Below are 15,936 nucleotides of genomic sequence, written 5' to 3' on the forward strand. Positions count from 1 at the left end.
GCGAACCGCTTCTGGTCGCAGATTTTCGGGATTGCCTTCTCGAACAAGCGCTGGTTGCACTTCTTCATGCTGTTTGTGCCGGTCACAGGCTTGTGGATGAGTGCCGTTGGCGTCGTTGGCTTAGGCTTGAACCTGCGGGCATATGACTTCGTGTCGCAGGAGATTCGGGCGGCGGAAGACCCTGAGTTTGAGACGTTCTACACCAAGAACATTCTGCTCAACGAGGGCATCCGCGCTTGGATGGCTCCTCAAGACCAGCCTCATGAACACTTCACTTTCCCTGAGGAGGTACTACCACGTGGTAACGCTCTCTAGTAATTCAATGGTTGCAGGCGGCCGCGACCAGGAATCCTCCGGTTTCGCCTGGTGGGCTGGTAATGCTCGTCTGATCAACCTTTCCGGTAAACTGCTTGGTGCACATGTTGCCCACTCAGGTCTGATCGTCTTTTGGGCTGGAGCAATGACTCTGTTTGAGGTTGCTCACTTTGTTCCCGAAAAGCCCATGTATGAGCAGGGATTGATCCTGCTGCCTCACCTGGCTACCCTTGGTTGGGGAGTTGGTGCAGGTGGTGAAGTAATTGATACCTTCCCTTACTTTGTGGTTGGTGTTCTGCACCTTATTTCTTCTGCAGTTCTAGGTCTAGGCGGCATCTACCATGCCGTTCGTGGTCCTGAAACTTTGGAAGATTACTCAGCCTTCTTTGGCTACGACTGGAAAGACAAGAACAAGATGACCACCATCTTGGGTATTCACTTGGTTCTACTAGGAATCGGTGCTTTCCTGCTCGTGCTGAAGGCAATGTTCTTCGGTGGCTTGTATGACACTTGGGCACCCGGTGGTGGTGATGTCCGCGTAGTTACAAACCCAACCTTGAACCCCGCTGTGATCTTTGGCTATCTGCTTAAGTCTCCTTTTGGTGGCGAAGGCTGGATTGTCAGTGTCAACAACTTGGAAGACATCGTTGGTGGTCACATCTGGGTTGGTTTCACTTGCATCTTTGGTGGAATCTGGCACATCCTGACCAAGCCTTTTGCTTGGGCACGTCGTGCTTTCATCTGGTCGGGTGAAGCTTACCTGTCTTACAGCCTTGGTGCGCTAGCTCTGATGGGCTTCATTGCTTCCACGATGGTTTGGTACAACAACACTGCTTACCCCAGTGAGTTCTACGGTCCCACAGGTCCCGAAGCTTCTCAGGCTCAAGCACTCACCTTCTTGGTGCGTGACCAGCGCTTGGGTGCAAACGTTGGTTCTGCTCAAGGCCCCACTGGTCTAGGTAAGTACCTGATGCGCTCTCCTACTGGAGAAATCATCTTTGGTGGTGAAACGATGCGCTTCTGGGACTTCCAAGGTCCCTGGTTGGAGCCACTACGTGGACCTAACGGTTTGGACCTAGACAAGATCAAGAATGACATTCAGCCTTGGCAAGCTCGTCGTGCGGCTGAATACATGACCCATGCTCCTTTGGGTTCACTCAACTCGGTGGGCGGCGTTGCGACCGAAATTAACTCGGTCAACTTCGTCTCTCCTCGTGCATGGTTGTCAACTTCTCACTTTGTCCTCGGTTTCTTCTTCTTAGTAGGTCACCTGTGGCATGCAGGTCGCGCTCGTGCGGCTGCGGCAGGTTTCGAGAAGGGTATCGATCGGGAAACTGAGCCTGTACTCTCCATGCCTGAACTTGACTAGTTTTAAGCTAGGTTCCGGTTAATAAAAAAGCTCCTGCCTTGGCAGGAGCTTTTTTATTAGCTTGGATTGGGGTAAGGCTGGCGAGCTAAACTTCTTAACCATTTGCTGGATTTAAGCCGCTGTAGAATTAGGCAGAAGTTTTTACTGAAGTAGTGGGCAATTAACGAGTTACCCACTGCTAGAGGCTCAAATTATTAATATGGCTAATTCTGATTTAACGGATGCTTTGGAGTGGACTCCTGAGGCAGAGACAAAACTCAAAAATATTCCTTTCTTTGTTCGGGCACAGGCGCGACAGCGAATTGAGGCAATGGCAAGAGAAGCTGATTTAGAAACGGTAACGGCGGAGTTGGTTGAACAAGCTCGAATTGAGTTTGGACAGTAGGTAATTCAAGCTAGGAGTCCTGATTGTTGCTGGTCATGGCAGCAATAACGGCTTGCTGTCCGACTTTTTCATAGAGTGTTTTGAGGTATTCGGCGATCGCTTGCCCTCCTCCACCTGCCCCGCTCCCTTCCTTCAACGGAATTGGGCCAAGAATGTCTAACACTGTGTTGCTGCTGGGCGGCGGTGCAATTACGACAAGAGAAGATTCTAGCTGGTCGTTGTACTGCCAAAATTGCTGCAAGTTGAGGGTTTGGGAATCGGACGCTTGAGTAGTTGATTCGTCTATCTCAGCGGGAGTGTCGTCGGTGCTGGTGCTGCGGGTTTGGCGCAGGGCGGTGATGATTTCTTCTTTAGTGCGGCCTCGAAGCTGAAATAGGACAAAGGGATCTTCGCTGAAGCGATCGCCCAACAGATAATAAACCGCCCCAATGTGCTTACAGGGATTAGCTGGATCAGGACAAGAACATTTGCTGTGAATGTCAAACTTGGTCAGCGGGAACAAGCTCAACCCGTTTGAGGTAAACACTTCCTCAATGTTTTGCGGCATCTCACCTGCCAGCAGCTTGGCTGAGAAAATTGCCCGTTGAGCCATCGATTCAATCACATACTGCCACTGCTCATCATCAAACGGATCGAGGGAAAGCGAAACCTTGTAAGGTTCGGGTGCTGTTCCCTGGACACGGGCAAACACCTTTGCACCACGAAACTCAATTTCTAGTACATTTCCTTCACGGGCATAGTTGCGGGCACGGGCGAGGCGGCGTACCCAGCCAAAGGATTCCAGCACATCAACCCATCGCTGGGCCCACCATTCGCGGCTTGGTTGAGAATCCGTCATCATAATGTCTTACCTTAAGTTTCAGAAGGGGCTTGGCATTGCCAAGCCCTTACAGGAGCGCTAATTTGCTTTGTATGGTTTCTTCCTCTAAAGCCTAAAAGATGCCAGATCGTCATCTTCGGCCGATATGACTACTTTGCCATTTCCCTGAATTTGAGCGGTAAGCAGGTCAGGATTTGCTTCAGTGGTGATGTTGACCTGAGCAACGAGATCGGTCCAGGTGATCTGTTTGTTCTGATCCAAAACGGACAGCAGATCGATGAAGGCTTTAACTGTGTTGCGGGGAGTTCGGAAGTAAGCATCACCGATGCGCTGAGAGCAGTGTGCCATAAATGCTTGAATTCCTGCATCGGGAAGAAGGTACTGACCGGGATCGCCAGAAGCAAACACATGACGAATTTTACTCAGCAGCACGAATAAATCTTCGGGGCTGAGGTTGCCCAAGCGCAGGACGGGGTTGTTGTAGTCCACCAAGCCATTCACCGCAAAAGTATTTTCTGCTAAACGAGACTGCAAAGCAGGGTAGCTGTACAGCCCCCGTCGGGTATCCATGAGAAAGTCAGGAGTGCCGCCTAGCATGAAGCCTAAGCCAACTGAAGTTCCCTGGAGGCAGTCGTTGAGGATGCGGAGAATCTGTTCGTAGTTGCTTCTTCGGGCTTGCGTGTTAGCGAGTTTGTAGAGGTTGACCAATTCATCCAGACAGATCAGGAAGCCTGAGTAGCCTGCTAGCCGAACAAGCTGGGTAAAGAGCTTAAGCTGGTCGTAAACGTTGGCATCGTCAACAATAGTTCTTACGCCGAGGGCACTGCGGGCATCGGTACGGGTGGTGTATTCGCCGCGCAGCCAGCGGATGGCACTAGCTTTGAGAGCTTCGTCGCCGCTGTCGTGACCTCGCCAGTAGGCGGCAATCACTTCTGCAAAGTCGTAGCCGCCAACCATTTCTGATAGGTGAGCTAGCCGTTCTCGAATCACCTCTTCGGGGTCAATGTCGCGATCGCGCCCTTCACTGATGGCTGAGGTCACAAACCGCTCGACCACGCTGGGCAATGCGCCACCGTCGGGCTTAGTACGAGTGGACAGGTTTTGCATCAGTTCGGCATAGAGCGATCGCGCCTGTCCTGAGGTGGCGTGAAGACGGCGATCGGGAGTCAGGTCAGCGTGGGCGGTCACCAGTTTTTTTTCTAAAGCGATCGCCCTCACCAGTGACAGAAAAAAGGTTTTGCCGGAACCATATTCACCAATCACAAAACGGATGGCAGAACCTCCTTCAGCAATCCGATCGAGATCTCGAATCACGGCTTTGGTTTCCTCGACCCGCCCGACCTGAATCAAATGCTGTCCACGACGCGGCACCACGCCAGCCTGCAAAGACTGAATCACGGTGTCGCGGTCTTTGGCTTTGATCAATCCATTGGTCATGCAAGTAGTTTCCGTAACACGTCTGAATTCACTTCGACTGGGTCATCTCCTTCAGTTACTGCTTCGTCACACCGATCGAAGGCTGCCTCATTGATGACTTCTAGCGCCCCATCTAACATCAAATCAAGCTGAGCGGCGATCGCTTCCAGTTCTTCCCGTTGCCAATGCGCTTGCTTCTGCAAAGTAAACAACAGTTCTGAATGAGCCTGATCTAAACCTGCAACTTGAATGATGGGTGTTGCTAGTTCAGAGGATTTGGACGATTTGGATTTAGAGGACTTGCGGCGTTGAGTCGTTTTGGAGTGAGGACGATCAGTTTTCGTCGTGGAGGGAGAAGGCGATTTGGCAGATGGGGAAACCTCTTCATCGACAAAGATGTCTGCCAAAATGCTAGAAATTTCCTGCGACTCTGTCAGCTTGGATTGTACCAGGGACATATCGAGGGCGAGTTCTTGTTTTTTAGAATTTCCTTTCGGCGGAGCAGGAATTTTGTGCCCCTGGGTGGGAGTAGCTTTGCGAACGGTGACAGGTTCACTAGCGGGCTGAGATGAAAGAGGGGAAGGTGTGCTACCACTTGTGCTAACCGCATGAATATCGCTATACAGCGTTTGAGAATCAAGCTCTAGCTGTTTATAAATTTTCTCCAGAACCTGAACTTCTTGGGGAGTCGCCTGTCCGTCAGCGGTAGCGACCTGGACGACAAATTGAGCAAACTCTTGACGCTGGGCTGGCTTTAGTTTTGCAATTCGCGCTTTGAGTCCTCGCAGATTTGATTCGTGTAAAAGCAGATGCAGGTGGGCGCTGAGGCGCGATCGCTCCCATTCCTCAACTGCTACTACTGACGCTAAGTGAGTTTCCAAATACTGCTGTTCGATTGCATTGGGAGTTTCGTCACCACTGGCAGCGGCGATCGCCAACTGCATCAACAACGTTGCCTCAACGTATTCCTCTGACAAACCATCGGACAGCTCTAACTCATCTGAATTGTCAGAGTCAGGTATTCGGCGAAAAAGGGCAAAGCTATTCTTCAATGTTGGCAGTGTGCCAGTCAACTGAGGATCGGGTTCAATGCCATAGCCCAGACGAGTTAGCGTATTGGCTAATCCATTCGCCTCAGTTTTGGTGAGTTTTTCGGGATTGCTGCCTGACCAATGTTTCAGCACCTCTTTGCCCGAAACGACCGCAACTTGAGTTTTAGGCTGAGCAAAGTTCTTATCCAGCCAGGTTCGCAGGTTTTGGAGAACATCGCCCCCATAAAGGGGCAAAAGATCGGCTGGAAGGAGAGCGATCGCCGCCGCTGCCTTCTGTGCATCAGGATTGCGGGCGAGAAAGCGACTGAGCGGGTCAAGTTCCTTACGGCATTGCAGCATCACTTCCCCAATCTGTGTGACTTTAGCGGTGAAGCGGCTGATGTCGGGAAGGTCGCCCACAGGAATCTCAAGCGATCGCCCAAACGACGGATTTGACGGAAAGTAACTTGTTTTTAGCTTAGTTTTACCGGGTTTGAGCTTGATTCCCTCCCCAAAGTTTTGCTGATAGCGCAGTTGAAACAGCGTCTTAAATTCATCTGTACAGCGAGTTGCCGCAGTCGGGAGGGCATTGTTTGCTAGACGAGTGTACCAGGCGATCGCCCACTCCGCCGGAAGTGGCTGTCCCTGTTTCACCTTTTGCCCTAGGCCAATCTGTAGCGCAAACGGCTTTGCCGCCATTGGATCAATCAGCTCTTCTGGCAATTCGGAGGAGCGAATAAAACGACAAATTTCCAGGAAGGTTTCTGTCTTGTTTGCAAAAGACCAGTTTTCGCGCGGATTGCCATAGATATCTCGTAACCGCTTCACCTCAGCTACAATCTGCTCAAATTCCGGCAAATCCTCTGGTGCGATGGTAGGGCGCTCATCGAGCAGATCATGCAGTACTCGTCGCTCTAGCCCGTAGAAAAATAGCCAAACGTAAGTGCCGTAGACTTTGGGGGCGTTTCGTCCTTCTGACAGCCATTTTAGGTAAGCCGCTCGTTCAACCGCTTCCAGTTGGGTGTAGGACGTGCTGTATTTTTTAGGAACCCTTTCATAGTCAGGCTTCCTGCTTTTTGCTCTCAGCATTGGGCGAATAAGGCTTGGCTCCACTCCGTAGCGCCCAATCATAGGCAAGCTATCTCCGACATACACCATGCCCGGAATTCTATAGCCTGCTACCTCTACCGTTTCACCAGGCGACACCCAGCAGTTCTTAGAAGTTGAAACTTCATCTCGCAAACTGGTTGGAAGCTCGCCAAACTCAATGGTTGCGTCTAGCAAATCGAGCATTTGCTCAACTTCGTGACGTTGAGGTCTCGCAGCACTCCTTCGCTGACGCGGATTTTCAGCAGGCGTGTTGAGCTGCTTTTGCCGATTTGCAAGTGAGTTGGGTAAGGAAATTCCTAGCTTGTCGAGCAGTTCCCAAAAGGGGTGAAATTCCATCAGGATATAGAAGATGCCATATTTTGACCAGTGTACCGTCTTATGCTTTGTGCCGTTAACCAAGAGCTGGGTGTTGTCTAATTGACCGACTCCAGTTGAGAATTAAATAGGATACTTGATACAGCGCGACTGGACGGAGAGACGGAAGTGAGTCATGGATTTGATTACGACTTGGTGATTATTGGCGCAGGTGTGGGGGGACATGGAGCCGCCGTGCACGCCGTTAGCTGTGGGCTAAAGACTGCCATTGTAGAAATGGCGGAAATGGGCGGCACCTGTGTAAACCGGGGCTGTATTCCGTCTAAAGCGCTGTTGGCGGCTTCGGGACGGGTGCGCGAGTTGCGAAATGCCCACCACCTCAAGGCACTGGGCATTCAGGTTGAGCAGGTGTCGTTTGAGCGGGAGGCGATCGCTGACCACGCCAACAACTTGGTGAGCAAAATTCGCGGTGATATGACCAACAGCCTCAAGCGTCTGAGCGTAGATGTGATCTATGGCCGGGGTAAGCTGGCTGGAAATCAGAAGGTGGCGATCGCCACTCCCGAAGGCGAAAAAGTTGTCACTGCTCAAGACATTATTCTCTCCCCTGGCTCCGTGCCCTTTGTGCCATCCGGAATTGAGCTAGATGGCAAAACCGTTTTCACCAGTGACGATGGCTTAAAGCTCGACTGGTTGCCTTCCTGGGTGGCGATCGTAGGCAGCGGCTACATCGGGCTGGAATTTTCCGACATTTACACTGCCCTGGGTAGCGAGATTACGCTGATTGAAGCACTCGATCAGCTCATGCCAGGGTTCGATCCTGACATTGCCAAACTGGCTCAACGGGTGTTGATTACTCCTCGCGATATCGAGACAAAAGTGGGGCTGCTAGCAAAGAAAGTAACGCCGGGATCACCTGTCGTAATTGAGCTAGCAGATGCCAAAACCAAAGAAGTCGTAGAAGTTTTGGAAGTGGATGCTTGTCTGGTGGCAACTGGACGAATCCCTGCCACGCAAGATTTGGGCTTGGAGTCCGTTGGGATTGAACCCGATCGCCGAGGATTCATCAGCGTTAATGATCAGATGGCGGTTCTCTCAGAGGGTCAACCCTTGCCGCATCTGTGGGCAATCGGTGATTCGACCGGCAAGATGATGCTAGCTCACGCTGCCTCGGCTCAAGGAGTCGTTGCCGTAGAAAACATTTGTGGACGTTCTCGTGAGGTCGATTACCGCAGCATTCCCGCCGCCGCCTTTACCCATCCCGAAATTAGCTTTGTCGGCTTGACAGAACCCGCCGCCAAGGAACTCGGCAAGGCGGAAGGGTTTGAGGTAGGGACGGTACGCTCCTACTTCAAAGGAAATTCTAAGGCGATCGCCGAAGGTGAAACGGACGGTTTAGCTAAAGTTATTTATCGTCAAGATACGGGCGAGGTGCTAGGCGCACACATTCTGGGCTTCCATGCCTCTGACCTGATTCAGGAAGCCGCCAACGCGATCGCCAAACGCCAATCCGTTCACGACTTGGCCTTCTTGGTTCACACTCATCCCACACTCTCGGAAGTGCTGGATGAGGCCTACAAACGCGCGATCGCCACTCATTAAGAAACATGCAAATTCGTCGTCGTCCTCCCAATCCCGCAGTTGCCGTCCAAAGTCTGCGCTATCAGGTTACTGTGCCTGATGCGGCTCCTCGCCATATCTTGGAGGAAATTGTCTGGCACAAGGAAGCTGAAGTTGACCAGATGCGCGAACGCCTGCCGCTGGTCAAACTTCAGCAGCAGGTAAAAGCCGCTCCTCCACCCCATGATTTTGTCGCAGCGTTGCGCCAGGGCAAAACTCAACCTGCACTGATCGCTGAGGTTAAAAAAGCATCACCCAGTAGAGGCGTGATTCGGGAAGATTTTGACCCGGTGGCGATCGCACAGTCCTATCAGCAAGGTGGCGCAGCCTGCATCTCTGTCCTGACTGACCAAAAATTCTTCCAGGGCAACTTTGACTATTTGCAGGAAATTCGAGCCGCAGTTGATGTGCCGCTGCTATGCAAAGATTTTGTGATTTACCCTTACCAGATCTATATGGCAAGGGCACAAGGAGCGGATGCGGTTTTGCTGATTGCCGCTATTCTTTCAGACAAAGATCTGCAATATTTTCTTAAAATCACCAATGCCTTGGGAATGACTGCCCTGATCGAAGTTCACACTTTAGCCGAAATGGGTCGCGTGTTAGCCTTACAGGGCGTTACCCTAGTGGGTATCAACAACCGAAATTTAGAAGATTTCTCTGTTGACTTGCAGACGACTCGCCAAATTATGGCGGCAAAGCTTCCAGTGCTAAAAGAGCGTGGCATTTTGACGGTCAGCGAATCGGGCTTGCACACGTTTGCAGACCTGAAGCTGGTTGGTCAAGCAGGGGCTAACGCAATTTTAGTAGGTGAGTCTCTGGTGAAGCAGGCTGATCCCGCTGGGGCGATCGCCACCCTATTCTCTGAGTAACTTGCCCTGACAAGACGTTTTACTCAGCGTATCAACATACGTTAAACCGTTATTTGGACTGAGCTTAAATGGAGCCGATCCCTCTTCCCTCGCACATTCACTACGAATTACTGTTGCAGCTCTTAGAACGCCAAACCGTGTTTGCTGTCGGTCAACGTAACCCGCAGCAAGAGCAAGTCCATGAACTGATCATCACTCTGCGAAAGGCGCTTTCTCAGCAAAAGCAGCTAGAGGAAAGCTGTCGGCGAACTGACCTACCCATCGAATATCGCTGGTCATTAAACAACTCTAAGTCTGAGGCAGCTACCCCTTCAGATTTACTGAAACCGCAGTAACCAGGGCACGAGAACTGATTCTCTGTTCTACCGTCTGTTTCAGCGATCGCCCAGTATCTTCTTTGAGCTAATTGGGCAAACCGCTAGCGAAGCTAAGAACTATGGGTTTCGCTCTGTGGAGATCAAGCAGACCGCTTTCCGCATTGACGGGGTGCTGCTACCCACCGGTACCACTAAGTGCCCCGTCTACAGACTGGAAGGAGATTCGGACAATGCTAGGACTAGACATCATAAAACACAGCAGAGCCTACCAGGAAGCTGTACAAGAAGGACGACAGGAAGGACGACAGGAAATTGTTGAAAATTTGCTCAAAGCTAGGTTTGGAAGTTTGGATAAGGAATTGACTAGCGTTGTACAAGTCGTAATCAACCTACTGCCTGAAAAATTTACGCCGCTCCTGGTTCAGCTATCCCGTGAAGAATTGCTCAATCGTTTTGGACGGAAGCCATAGGCGCGGTACCGAGAAACCTGTATAGATACAGCTACGGAATTACCCAAGTAGTGAGGCGATCATGCGATTTGCTTGACCTTCGTAGCTGCCACCAAACTGATTGAAGTGATTGAGGATGTGGTATAGGTTATAGAGCGTTTTGCGTCGTTCGTAGCCTGGCTCCAGCGGAAATGCTTTGTCGTAAGCGCGGTAAAACTCATTGGGGAAGCCACCAAACAGTTCAGTCATGGCGAGGTCTACTTCACGATCGCCAAAATAGGTTGCCGGGTCAAGAATTACAGGCTCTTCTAGCTGCGTCACTGCTGCGTTACCCGACCACAAATCACCATGAACTAGAGATGATTGGGGATTGTGCCCTGCAAGGAGTTCTGGGATCGCTGCCAGCAATCGCTCTTTGTTAGGGAAATTGCCGCCTCGCCGCTCTGCAAGCTGAAACTGATAGCCAATCCGCTGCTGTACAAAAAATTCTGTCCAGTCGGTCGTCCAAGGGTTGACCTGAGGCATAAAGCCGATTGTGTTTTGCTGCTCCCACCCAAAGCCGCGATCGCTGCTCACTCGATGCATTGCTGCCAAATTGCGTCCCATTTCTTCCCAAGCTCGATGGGTGCCATAACCCAGATCGAGCCATTCCAGCACAATGTAAGCCGAGCCGTCTACCGTTCCCCAGCATATGGGTTTAGGCACTCGAATTGTTTTAGTGCTAGCAATCTGCTTTAGCCCCAACGCCTCCGCCTCGAACATGGCAATCCGGGTTGCTTGGTTGATTTTGACAAAGTAGGACTGACTGCCACTGGTCAGTGCATACGCCTGATTTACGCTGCCACCGCCAACTGGACGGCGTTGTGGCTCCTGGAAGGTTTTCCCAGTTGTTTGGCTGATCTGTTCAGCAATGCGGTTCCACATGGGGGCGTTGGGGATTAGGGGTTAGGGATTAGATCGATTAGAACCTGACTACTACTCGACAGCACCAGATGTCGATCAATTTGATTCGCCTAAATTCATTACTTTTTGCGCTGTTCAATCGTATCGCTAATCCTCATTCCGACGATCCTGAACGACTCTGTGATTTGAATCGCTGCGCTGACGGTATGACTACTCAAACCAGGATTGCTCCGATAGAATCTACAGCAGTCGCAGACAGATTAAACTCGTAACCAATGAAGCAACAGTTAAATCCTCTCACTCAGGGGTTTCAACTGCACTACTCGCATCTGCATGGACAGCTCTATCAAGGCGATTCTATTGATTGGCTAAGATCCCTTGATGCTGAAAGCGCTGACTTGATTTTTGCCGATCCGCCCTACAACATCAAAAAAGCGGATTGGGACAATTTTGAAACTCAGGAACAGTACATCAAATGGTCGCTGCAATGGATTGGTGAAGCTTCCCGCATTCTCAAGCCAACGGGTTCTCTCTACATCTGTGGCTTTTCTGAAATTCTGGCTGATCTCAAGTATCCGGCTTCTAGATACTTCAAAGGGTGCCGCTGGTTGATTTGGCACTATAAGAATAAGGCGAATCTGGGCAAGGATTGGGGGCGATCGCACGAGAGCATTATTCACTTTCGCAAATCAGAAGCGGTTCGGCTCAACCTCGACGATATCCGCATTCCCTACGGCGCACACACGTTGAAATATCCTTCACATCCGCAAGCAGTGACCAGCGCGTATGGCAAGGGCACAACCAAAAAGCGTGATAACTGGATGCCGAACCCAAAAGGGGCAAAGCCCAAAGATGTGCTCGAAATTCCGACGACCTGTAACGGCATGGGAGAAACAACTCCCCATCCCACCCAAAAGCCTGAAGAGCTACTTAGAAAATTTGTGCTTGCGTCATCCAATCCTGGAGATCTAGTCATTGATCCATTTTCGGGATCAGGCACAACGCTTGTGGTGGCGGAACAGCTCAACCGTCGCTGGATGGGATGTGACCTGAATCTGGAATACAACGATTGGGCAGTCAAGCGAATCGAAAATGTGCGCCGAATGACGCAAGCGGAATGGATTGAGTGCGATCGCAAAAATTCAGCCAGAAGAGAATCTATCCGCTGAACCTAAAGATTTTTTAAGCCAAAATAATGGCGATCGTTTTTTCCAGAGCATCATGAATTTAACTTTAGTTTGGACAGCGGTAGCAGACCCTCGTGGTGTGAATGGAACTTCTGAAACTGTAGAGTTTTCTCCTAAGGGCAATTTGATTGTCTCTGGTGGTGGAGACGGCAAACTGAGGCTCTGGCGAGCTAGCACTGGCAAGCTGATTCGGGAAATGGTTTATCAGACTGGCTCCTCAGCCAATAAGCGCGGAGAAGTCGAGGCTGTTTACTTTTCTGCCGATGGTCGGCAAATTGCCGCATCTGGCAACAGCGCTGGGGTCAAAATTTATCGCACTAGTAACGGCAAACTGCTGAAATCACTGGGTGGCAGAGGGGCAGATGGAATTGCTTACTCGCCCGACGGCAGGTATTTTGTAGCTCCCGATCGGGAGGATGTCAGAGTCTACAATGCTGGCAATTTAAAGCTGCGCCACGAAGACCGAATTGAACATGGTCGAGAGATCAATTCGATCGACTTCACTCGCGGCAGCAGGCTGGTCGTAACGGGTGCTGCTGACCAGACCGTGAAGGTTTCTGTTGCAGCCAATGGTCGATTGTTACGCACGATTAGGGCGGCTCGTGGAGAAGGATCGATCAAATCAGTCCGGGTTTCACCCAATGGTCGGTTGATGGCAACGGCAAACAGCAGAGAGAATGTCGTTAAAATCTTTGACTTTGGCACAGGCAAATTGCTACGAGAGTTAAGGCATCGCACATTGGTAGAAGCGGTCGCCTTCTCTCCAGATGGTAGATATTTGGCAACGGGTAGTGGCGGTGGTGATAGATTGCCACCTGGTGAGACAGGCTTCAGGCTATATCGAGTTTCAGATTTTAAGCTGCTAGCCAGAATTCCTGGACACACTCGCGGCGTTGAGTACATTGATTTTTCAGCGGATGGTCGGCACGTTGTAACAGCCAGTGAAGACGGCAGGATCAAGCTGTGGCGATTGTCATCCTCGCGCGCAACTGCATCCCCTCGTGCGGAAACAGTTGTTGCCAGGACAGATAATTCAATTAGAGCATTAGAGATCGAGGGATCAACGGGGGATGATGTTTTAACAGGGGCAGCGTTGGGCGATCGCCTCACCAGTAAAGCAGGCAACGATATTCTCAAAGGCGGGGATGGAGCCGACGAACTGATTGGTGGGGAAGGCAACAATACGCTGATCGGCGGGTTAGACCGCGATTTATTGCAGGGTGGAGTTGGGCGCGATCGCTTCGTCTACTACAGCACCGCTGAACGAGGTGACACTATCATCGACTTCGACCCCGCTGAAGATGTAATCAATTTGAGAAGAGCCTTAGTTGAAGAGGATTACTCTAGCTCAACTTCCTTTAATGACCTGATTCAGCTTCAGCAAAATGGAGCAGACACCGTTGTGCGAATTGACCTGGATGGCTCAGGCACCTCCAAACTGCTCAACATCTTGCAGAATACGATCGCAACTGATCTCAATCCTCAAAACTTTGTTTTGTAAAGTGGAATGTTGGCGGCGAGGGATTCGGAAGTAGAAGATAAAAACTTAAAACCTGAAGACCAGAACCCGGAGTTTCAGGCTCAGAGTTTGGCATTTCAAGCTCTGAGTTTGAAACTTCCAGTTCAGAACCCGAAGCTTCTAGGTTGGAACAAGAACACTTTAGGTCAGAACAAGAACGTTCCTGTTCAAAGTGAGGCACTTCCAGATGAAAACAAGAACGTTCCTATCCAAAATGAAAATGCTCCAGTTCAAAACGAGAACATTTCCTTTCCCCCGACCAAAGTTGACAGCCTACCCGCAAAGCGTGCTAAAAACCTTGCGGTGACGTATAGGAAATCGACGTGAAACGATCCTCTTCAAAGCGGATTTTGGGAGCTACCTTAGGCTTTCTTGTCATAGCAAGCATCGCAGGTTTCTTGCTAGGGTTTCCTCAACGCTTTCAGAGCCAATCTGACTCCGATCCAAGCGACGTTCAACCCACTCCTGCCTCAGACGTTTCGTCCTCTAATCCAGCAAATGGTAGACCACAGCTAAACCCACTTCCAACCGCTGAGGCGGTGTGGGAATGTGAAGTGGTCGTCGTGGGTGGTTCCCTGGGTGGGGTGGCAGCAGCGGCTCATGCAATGCAGTCGGGCGCAACCACTTGCCTGATTGAACTTGCTCCTTGGTTGGGCGGACAGATTAGCGCTCAAGCTGTTTCTGCGATTGATGAATCGCTAACCATGCGGGCAGAGCAAAATTTTTCCCAAAGCTGGTTTAAGTTCAAGGATTTGATTGAACAGCAGCCGGTCACGTTGCCCGAATGGACAAATCTGCCGCAGCCGCAAAAAGTTGCAGACATCAATCGCTGTTGGGTGGGGACGCTCTGTTTTCCGCCCAGGGCAGGCGCTATGGCGGCAGAGCAGTTGCTTCAAAGCTCCATGCAGCAGGCTCCGGGTAGCCGCTGGCAGACTTCTACAGCTTTTAAGGGAGCGGAGTTTGATCAGACGGGAACAGAAATCACCGCTATCTATGCGGTGCAGCGAGTTTCCGAAGATTCTCGTTATGTTCCCCAGGGGCGATTCTCGCAAGAGATCGCGGACTGGTATTCCTGGTCAGACAGTGAGGCATTTAGCAAAATTCCGTTGCGGCTCCAAGCACCAGCAGGGAAGCGGCTGATCGTAATTGATGCTACTGATACGGGAGAATTGGTTGGCTGGGCGGATATTCCCCATCGGCTGGGATCTGAGGCACGGGCAACTACTGGGGAGGCGAATGCTTCTGAGCGAGACAATCCAGCCTGTACCCAGGCGTTTACCTATCCGTTTGCGATCGCCCTTCACGATGATCAGGGTGAAAGTTTGCGATCGCTAGCTCAAGTGCAACCAGAATATTCCCGTGAAGAACACCGCCGGGAGTTTGCTCTGGAAGGGTTTCCAGTCTTTTCGGGACGCAGTTTTTTTCACTATCGCCGGATTGTTAGCACGACGCGCAACGATCCTTTCACCACAACGCCTGCCCCCGGTGACATCACAATGGTCAACTGGAATCGGGGCAACGATTGGACGTGGATGAATCCGCCTTTGATCTTGACTGACGCGGAACTGGATGGCTCTGGGCAACGCCAAAACTGGTTGGGAGGAATTTCGCCGATCGCCCTCAAACACGCTGAAAATCACGCTTTATTATTTGCCCAATGGCTGATGGAAACGCAGTCTCAGCCTGACTTTCCGCTAGCGTACCTGTCAGGAGCGGATGCCCCAATGGGCACTGTTTCGGGGTTGAGTATGGTGCCTTACATTCGCGAAGGTCGCCGGATTTTAGGGCGACAGGCTTATGGTCAGGATGAATTTATGATGCGCGAGTCTGATTTGAGAATGGACCAGGCGGGTGGGCGTGAGTTTGGGGAGACGGCGATCGCCATCACTCATTACGACATTGATATTCACGGTTGCCGCTACCGCAACTGGGAACCTTCCTGGGAAGCAGGCAGCGCTCCCGCCCGCGAATTTAAGGTGCGACCAGTCGTGATTCCGCTGGAGAGCTTAATTCCGCAAGGTGTAGACAATTTGATCATTGGCAGCAAGGGCATTGCCGTTACCCACATTGTCAATGCCCTTACCCGCATTCATCACAGCGAATGGAGCATTGGTGCTGCTGCTGGATCAACTGCTGGTTGGCTTGTCACTCAGGCGCAACCGACCCTCACCCCTGCCCAAATCCCTCAACAGCACATGCCAGAACTTCAGCAGCATTTTCTCGATCAGGGGTTGCGGTTGGACTGGTAGGGGCGTGGCATTCGGGCAAGGATTTTCGGTCTACTCCAGGGTCTACTTGCCGAATGCTA

Annotated in this window: 14 protein-coding genes and 1 pseudogene; 11 read left to right on the plus strand and 4 right to left on the minus strand. The window is 51.1% G+C overall.

Annotated features, from left to right (window positions below; all coding sequences use genetic code 11):
* From H6F93_RS12130 to H6F93_RS12140, 3 genes and pseudogenes are all read left to right on the plus strand, one after another.
* Window positions 1–315, plus strand: a pseudogene (locus H6F93_RS12130) (photosystem II D2 protein (photosystem q(a) protein)); the annotation flags it as partial.
* Window positions 316–322: 7 nt separating this feature from the next.
* Window positions 323–1,684 (plus strand): photosystem II reaction center protein CP43, encoded by a 1,362-nt coding sequence (gene psbC / locus H6F93_RS12135; protein ID WP_242042592.1) that lies wholly within the window; start codon window positions 323–325, stop codon window positions 1,682–1,684.
* Between the two features lie 199 nt (window positions 1,685–1,883).
* Window positions 1,884–2,069 carry a PCP reductase family protein gene (locus H6F93_RS12140; RefSeq protein WP_190643142.1) on the plus strand — a complete coding sequence of 62 codons (186 nt, stop codon included), beginning with the start codon at window positions 1,884–1,886 and terminating at the stop codon, window positions 2,067–2,069.
* Window positions 2,070–2,079: 10 nt separating this feature from the next.
* Here H6F93_RS12140 and H6F93_RS12145 read toward each other — a convergent pair whose 3' ends face one another.
* The 3 genes from H6F93_RS12145 to H6F93_RS12155 form a co-directional block, all read right to left on the minus strand.
* Window positions 2,080–2,910: an SWIM zinc finger family protein gene (locus tag H6F93_RS12145; RefSeq protein WP_190681035.1), complete on the minus strand. Its 831-nt coding sequence runs from the start codon at window positions 2,908–2,910 to the stop codon at window positions 2,080–2,082.
* A gap of 84 nt (window positions 2,911–2,994) precedes the next feature.
* The gene (locus H6F93_RS12150) at window positions 2,995–4,326 is read right to left on the minus strand and encodes an ATP-binding protein (RefSeq protein WP_190643141.1); all 1,332 of its coding nucleotides are present in this window, start codon (window positions 4,324–4,326) and stop codon (window positions 2,995–2,997) included.
* Complete coding sequence (locus tag H6F93_RS12155) at window positions 4,323–6,845, minus strand: tellurite resistance TerB family protein (RefSeq protein WP_190681036.1); 2,523 nt, start codon at window positions 6,843–6,845, stop codon at window positions 4,323–4,325. The genes H6F93_RS12150 and H6F93_RS12155 overlap by 4 nt, the downstream gene beginning before the upstream one ends.
* A gap of 84 nt (window positions 6,846–6,929) precedes the next feature.
* Between H6F93_RS12155 and lpdA the strand changes: the two genes are divergently transcribed.
* The 5 genes from lpdA (at window position 6,930) to H6F93_RS12180 (ending at window position 10,040) form a co-directional block, all read left to right on the plus strand.
* Entirely contained in the window at window positions 6,930–8,363 is a 1,434-nt protein-coding gene (gene lpdA, locus H6F93_RS12160; protein ID WP_190681038.1) for a dihydrolipoyl dehydrogenase, read from the plus strand.
* Window positions 8,364–8,368: 5 nt separating this feature from the next.
* Window positions 8,369–9,253: an indole-3-glycerol phosphate synthase TrpC gene (trpC, locus tag H6F93_RS12165; protein WP_190681040.1), complete on the plus strand. Its 885-nt coding sequence runs from the start codon at window positions 8,369–8,371 to the stop codon at window positions 9,251–9,253.
* A gap of 68 nt (window positions 9,254–9,321) precedes the next feature.
* Window positions 9,322–9,588 carry a DUF5340 domain-containing protein gene (locus H6F93_RS12170; protein ID WP_190643137.1) on the plus strand — a complete coding sequence of 89 codons (267 nt, stop codon included), beginning with the start codon at window positions 9,322–9,324 and terminating at the stop codon, window positions 9,586–9,588.
* 22 nt (window positions 9,589–9,610) lie between these two features.
* A complete protein-coding gene (locus H6F93_RS35775; RefSeq protein WP_190681183.1) occupies window positions 9,611–9,889 on the plus strand; it encodes a DUF2887 domain-containing protein in 279 nt (92 codons plus the stop codon).
* Window positions 9,801–10,040, plus strand: a complete 240-nt coding sequence (locus H6F93_RS12180) for a hypothetical protein (protein WP_190681043.1) — start codon at window positions 9,801–9,803, stop codon at window positions 10,038–10,040. Before H6F93_RS35775 ends, H6F93_RS12180 begins: the two co-directional genes overlap by 89 nt.
* Window positions 10,041–10,079: 39 nt before the next feature.
* On the opposite strand, the gene H6F93_RS12185 is transcribed toward H6F93_RS12180, so the two are convergent.
* Window positions 10,080–10,943, minus strand: coding sequence for a fructosamine kinase family protein (locus H6F93_RS12185; RefSeq protein WP_190681045.1), 864 nt, complete (start codon window positions 10,941–10,943; stop codon window positions 10,080–10,082).
* 254 nt (window positions 10,944–11,197) lie between these two features.
* On the opposite strand from H6F93_RS12185, the gene H6F93_RS12190 reads away from it, so the two are divergent.
* The 3 genes from H6F93_RS12190 (at window position 11,198) to H6F93_RS12200 (ending at window position 15,877) form a co-directional block, all read left to right on the plus strand.
* Complete coding sequence (locus H6F93_RS12190; protein WP_190681047.1) at window positions 11,198–12,091, plus strand: DNA-methyltransferase; 894 nt, start codon at window positions 11,198–11,200, stop codon at window positions 12,089–12,091.
* 52 nt (window positions 12,092–12,143) lie between these two features.
* Window positions 12,144–13,610 (plus strand): type I secretion C-terminal target domain-containing protein, encoded by a 1,467-nt coding sequence (locus tag H6F93_RS12195; RefSeq protein ID WP_190681048.1) that lies wholly within the window; start codon window positions 12,144–12,146, stop codon window positions 13,608–13,610.
* A gap of 341 nt (window positions 13,611–13,951) precedes the next feature.
* Window positions 13,952–15,877 carry an FAD-dependent oxidoreductase gene (locus tag H6F93_RS12200; RefSeq protein ID WP_347277285.1) on the plus strand — a complete coding sequence of 642 codons (1,926 nt, stop codon included), beginning with the start codon at window positions 13,952–13,954 and terminating at the stop codon, window positions 15,875–15,877.
* Window positions 15,878–15,936: the final 59 nt, after the last annotated feature.

The sequence above is a fragment of the Leptolyngbya sp. FACHB-671 genome, from assembly GCF_014695745.1.
Taxonomy (GTDB): domain Bacteria; phylum Cyanobacteriota; class Cyanobacteriia; order Elainellales; family Elainellaceae; genus JAAUTN01.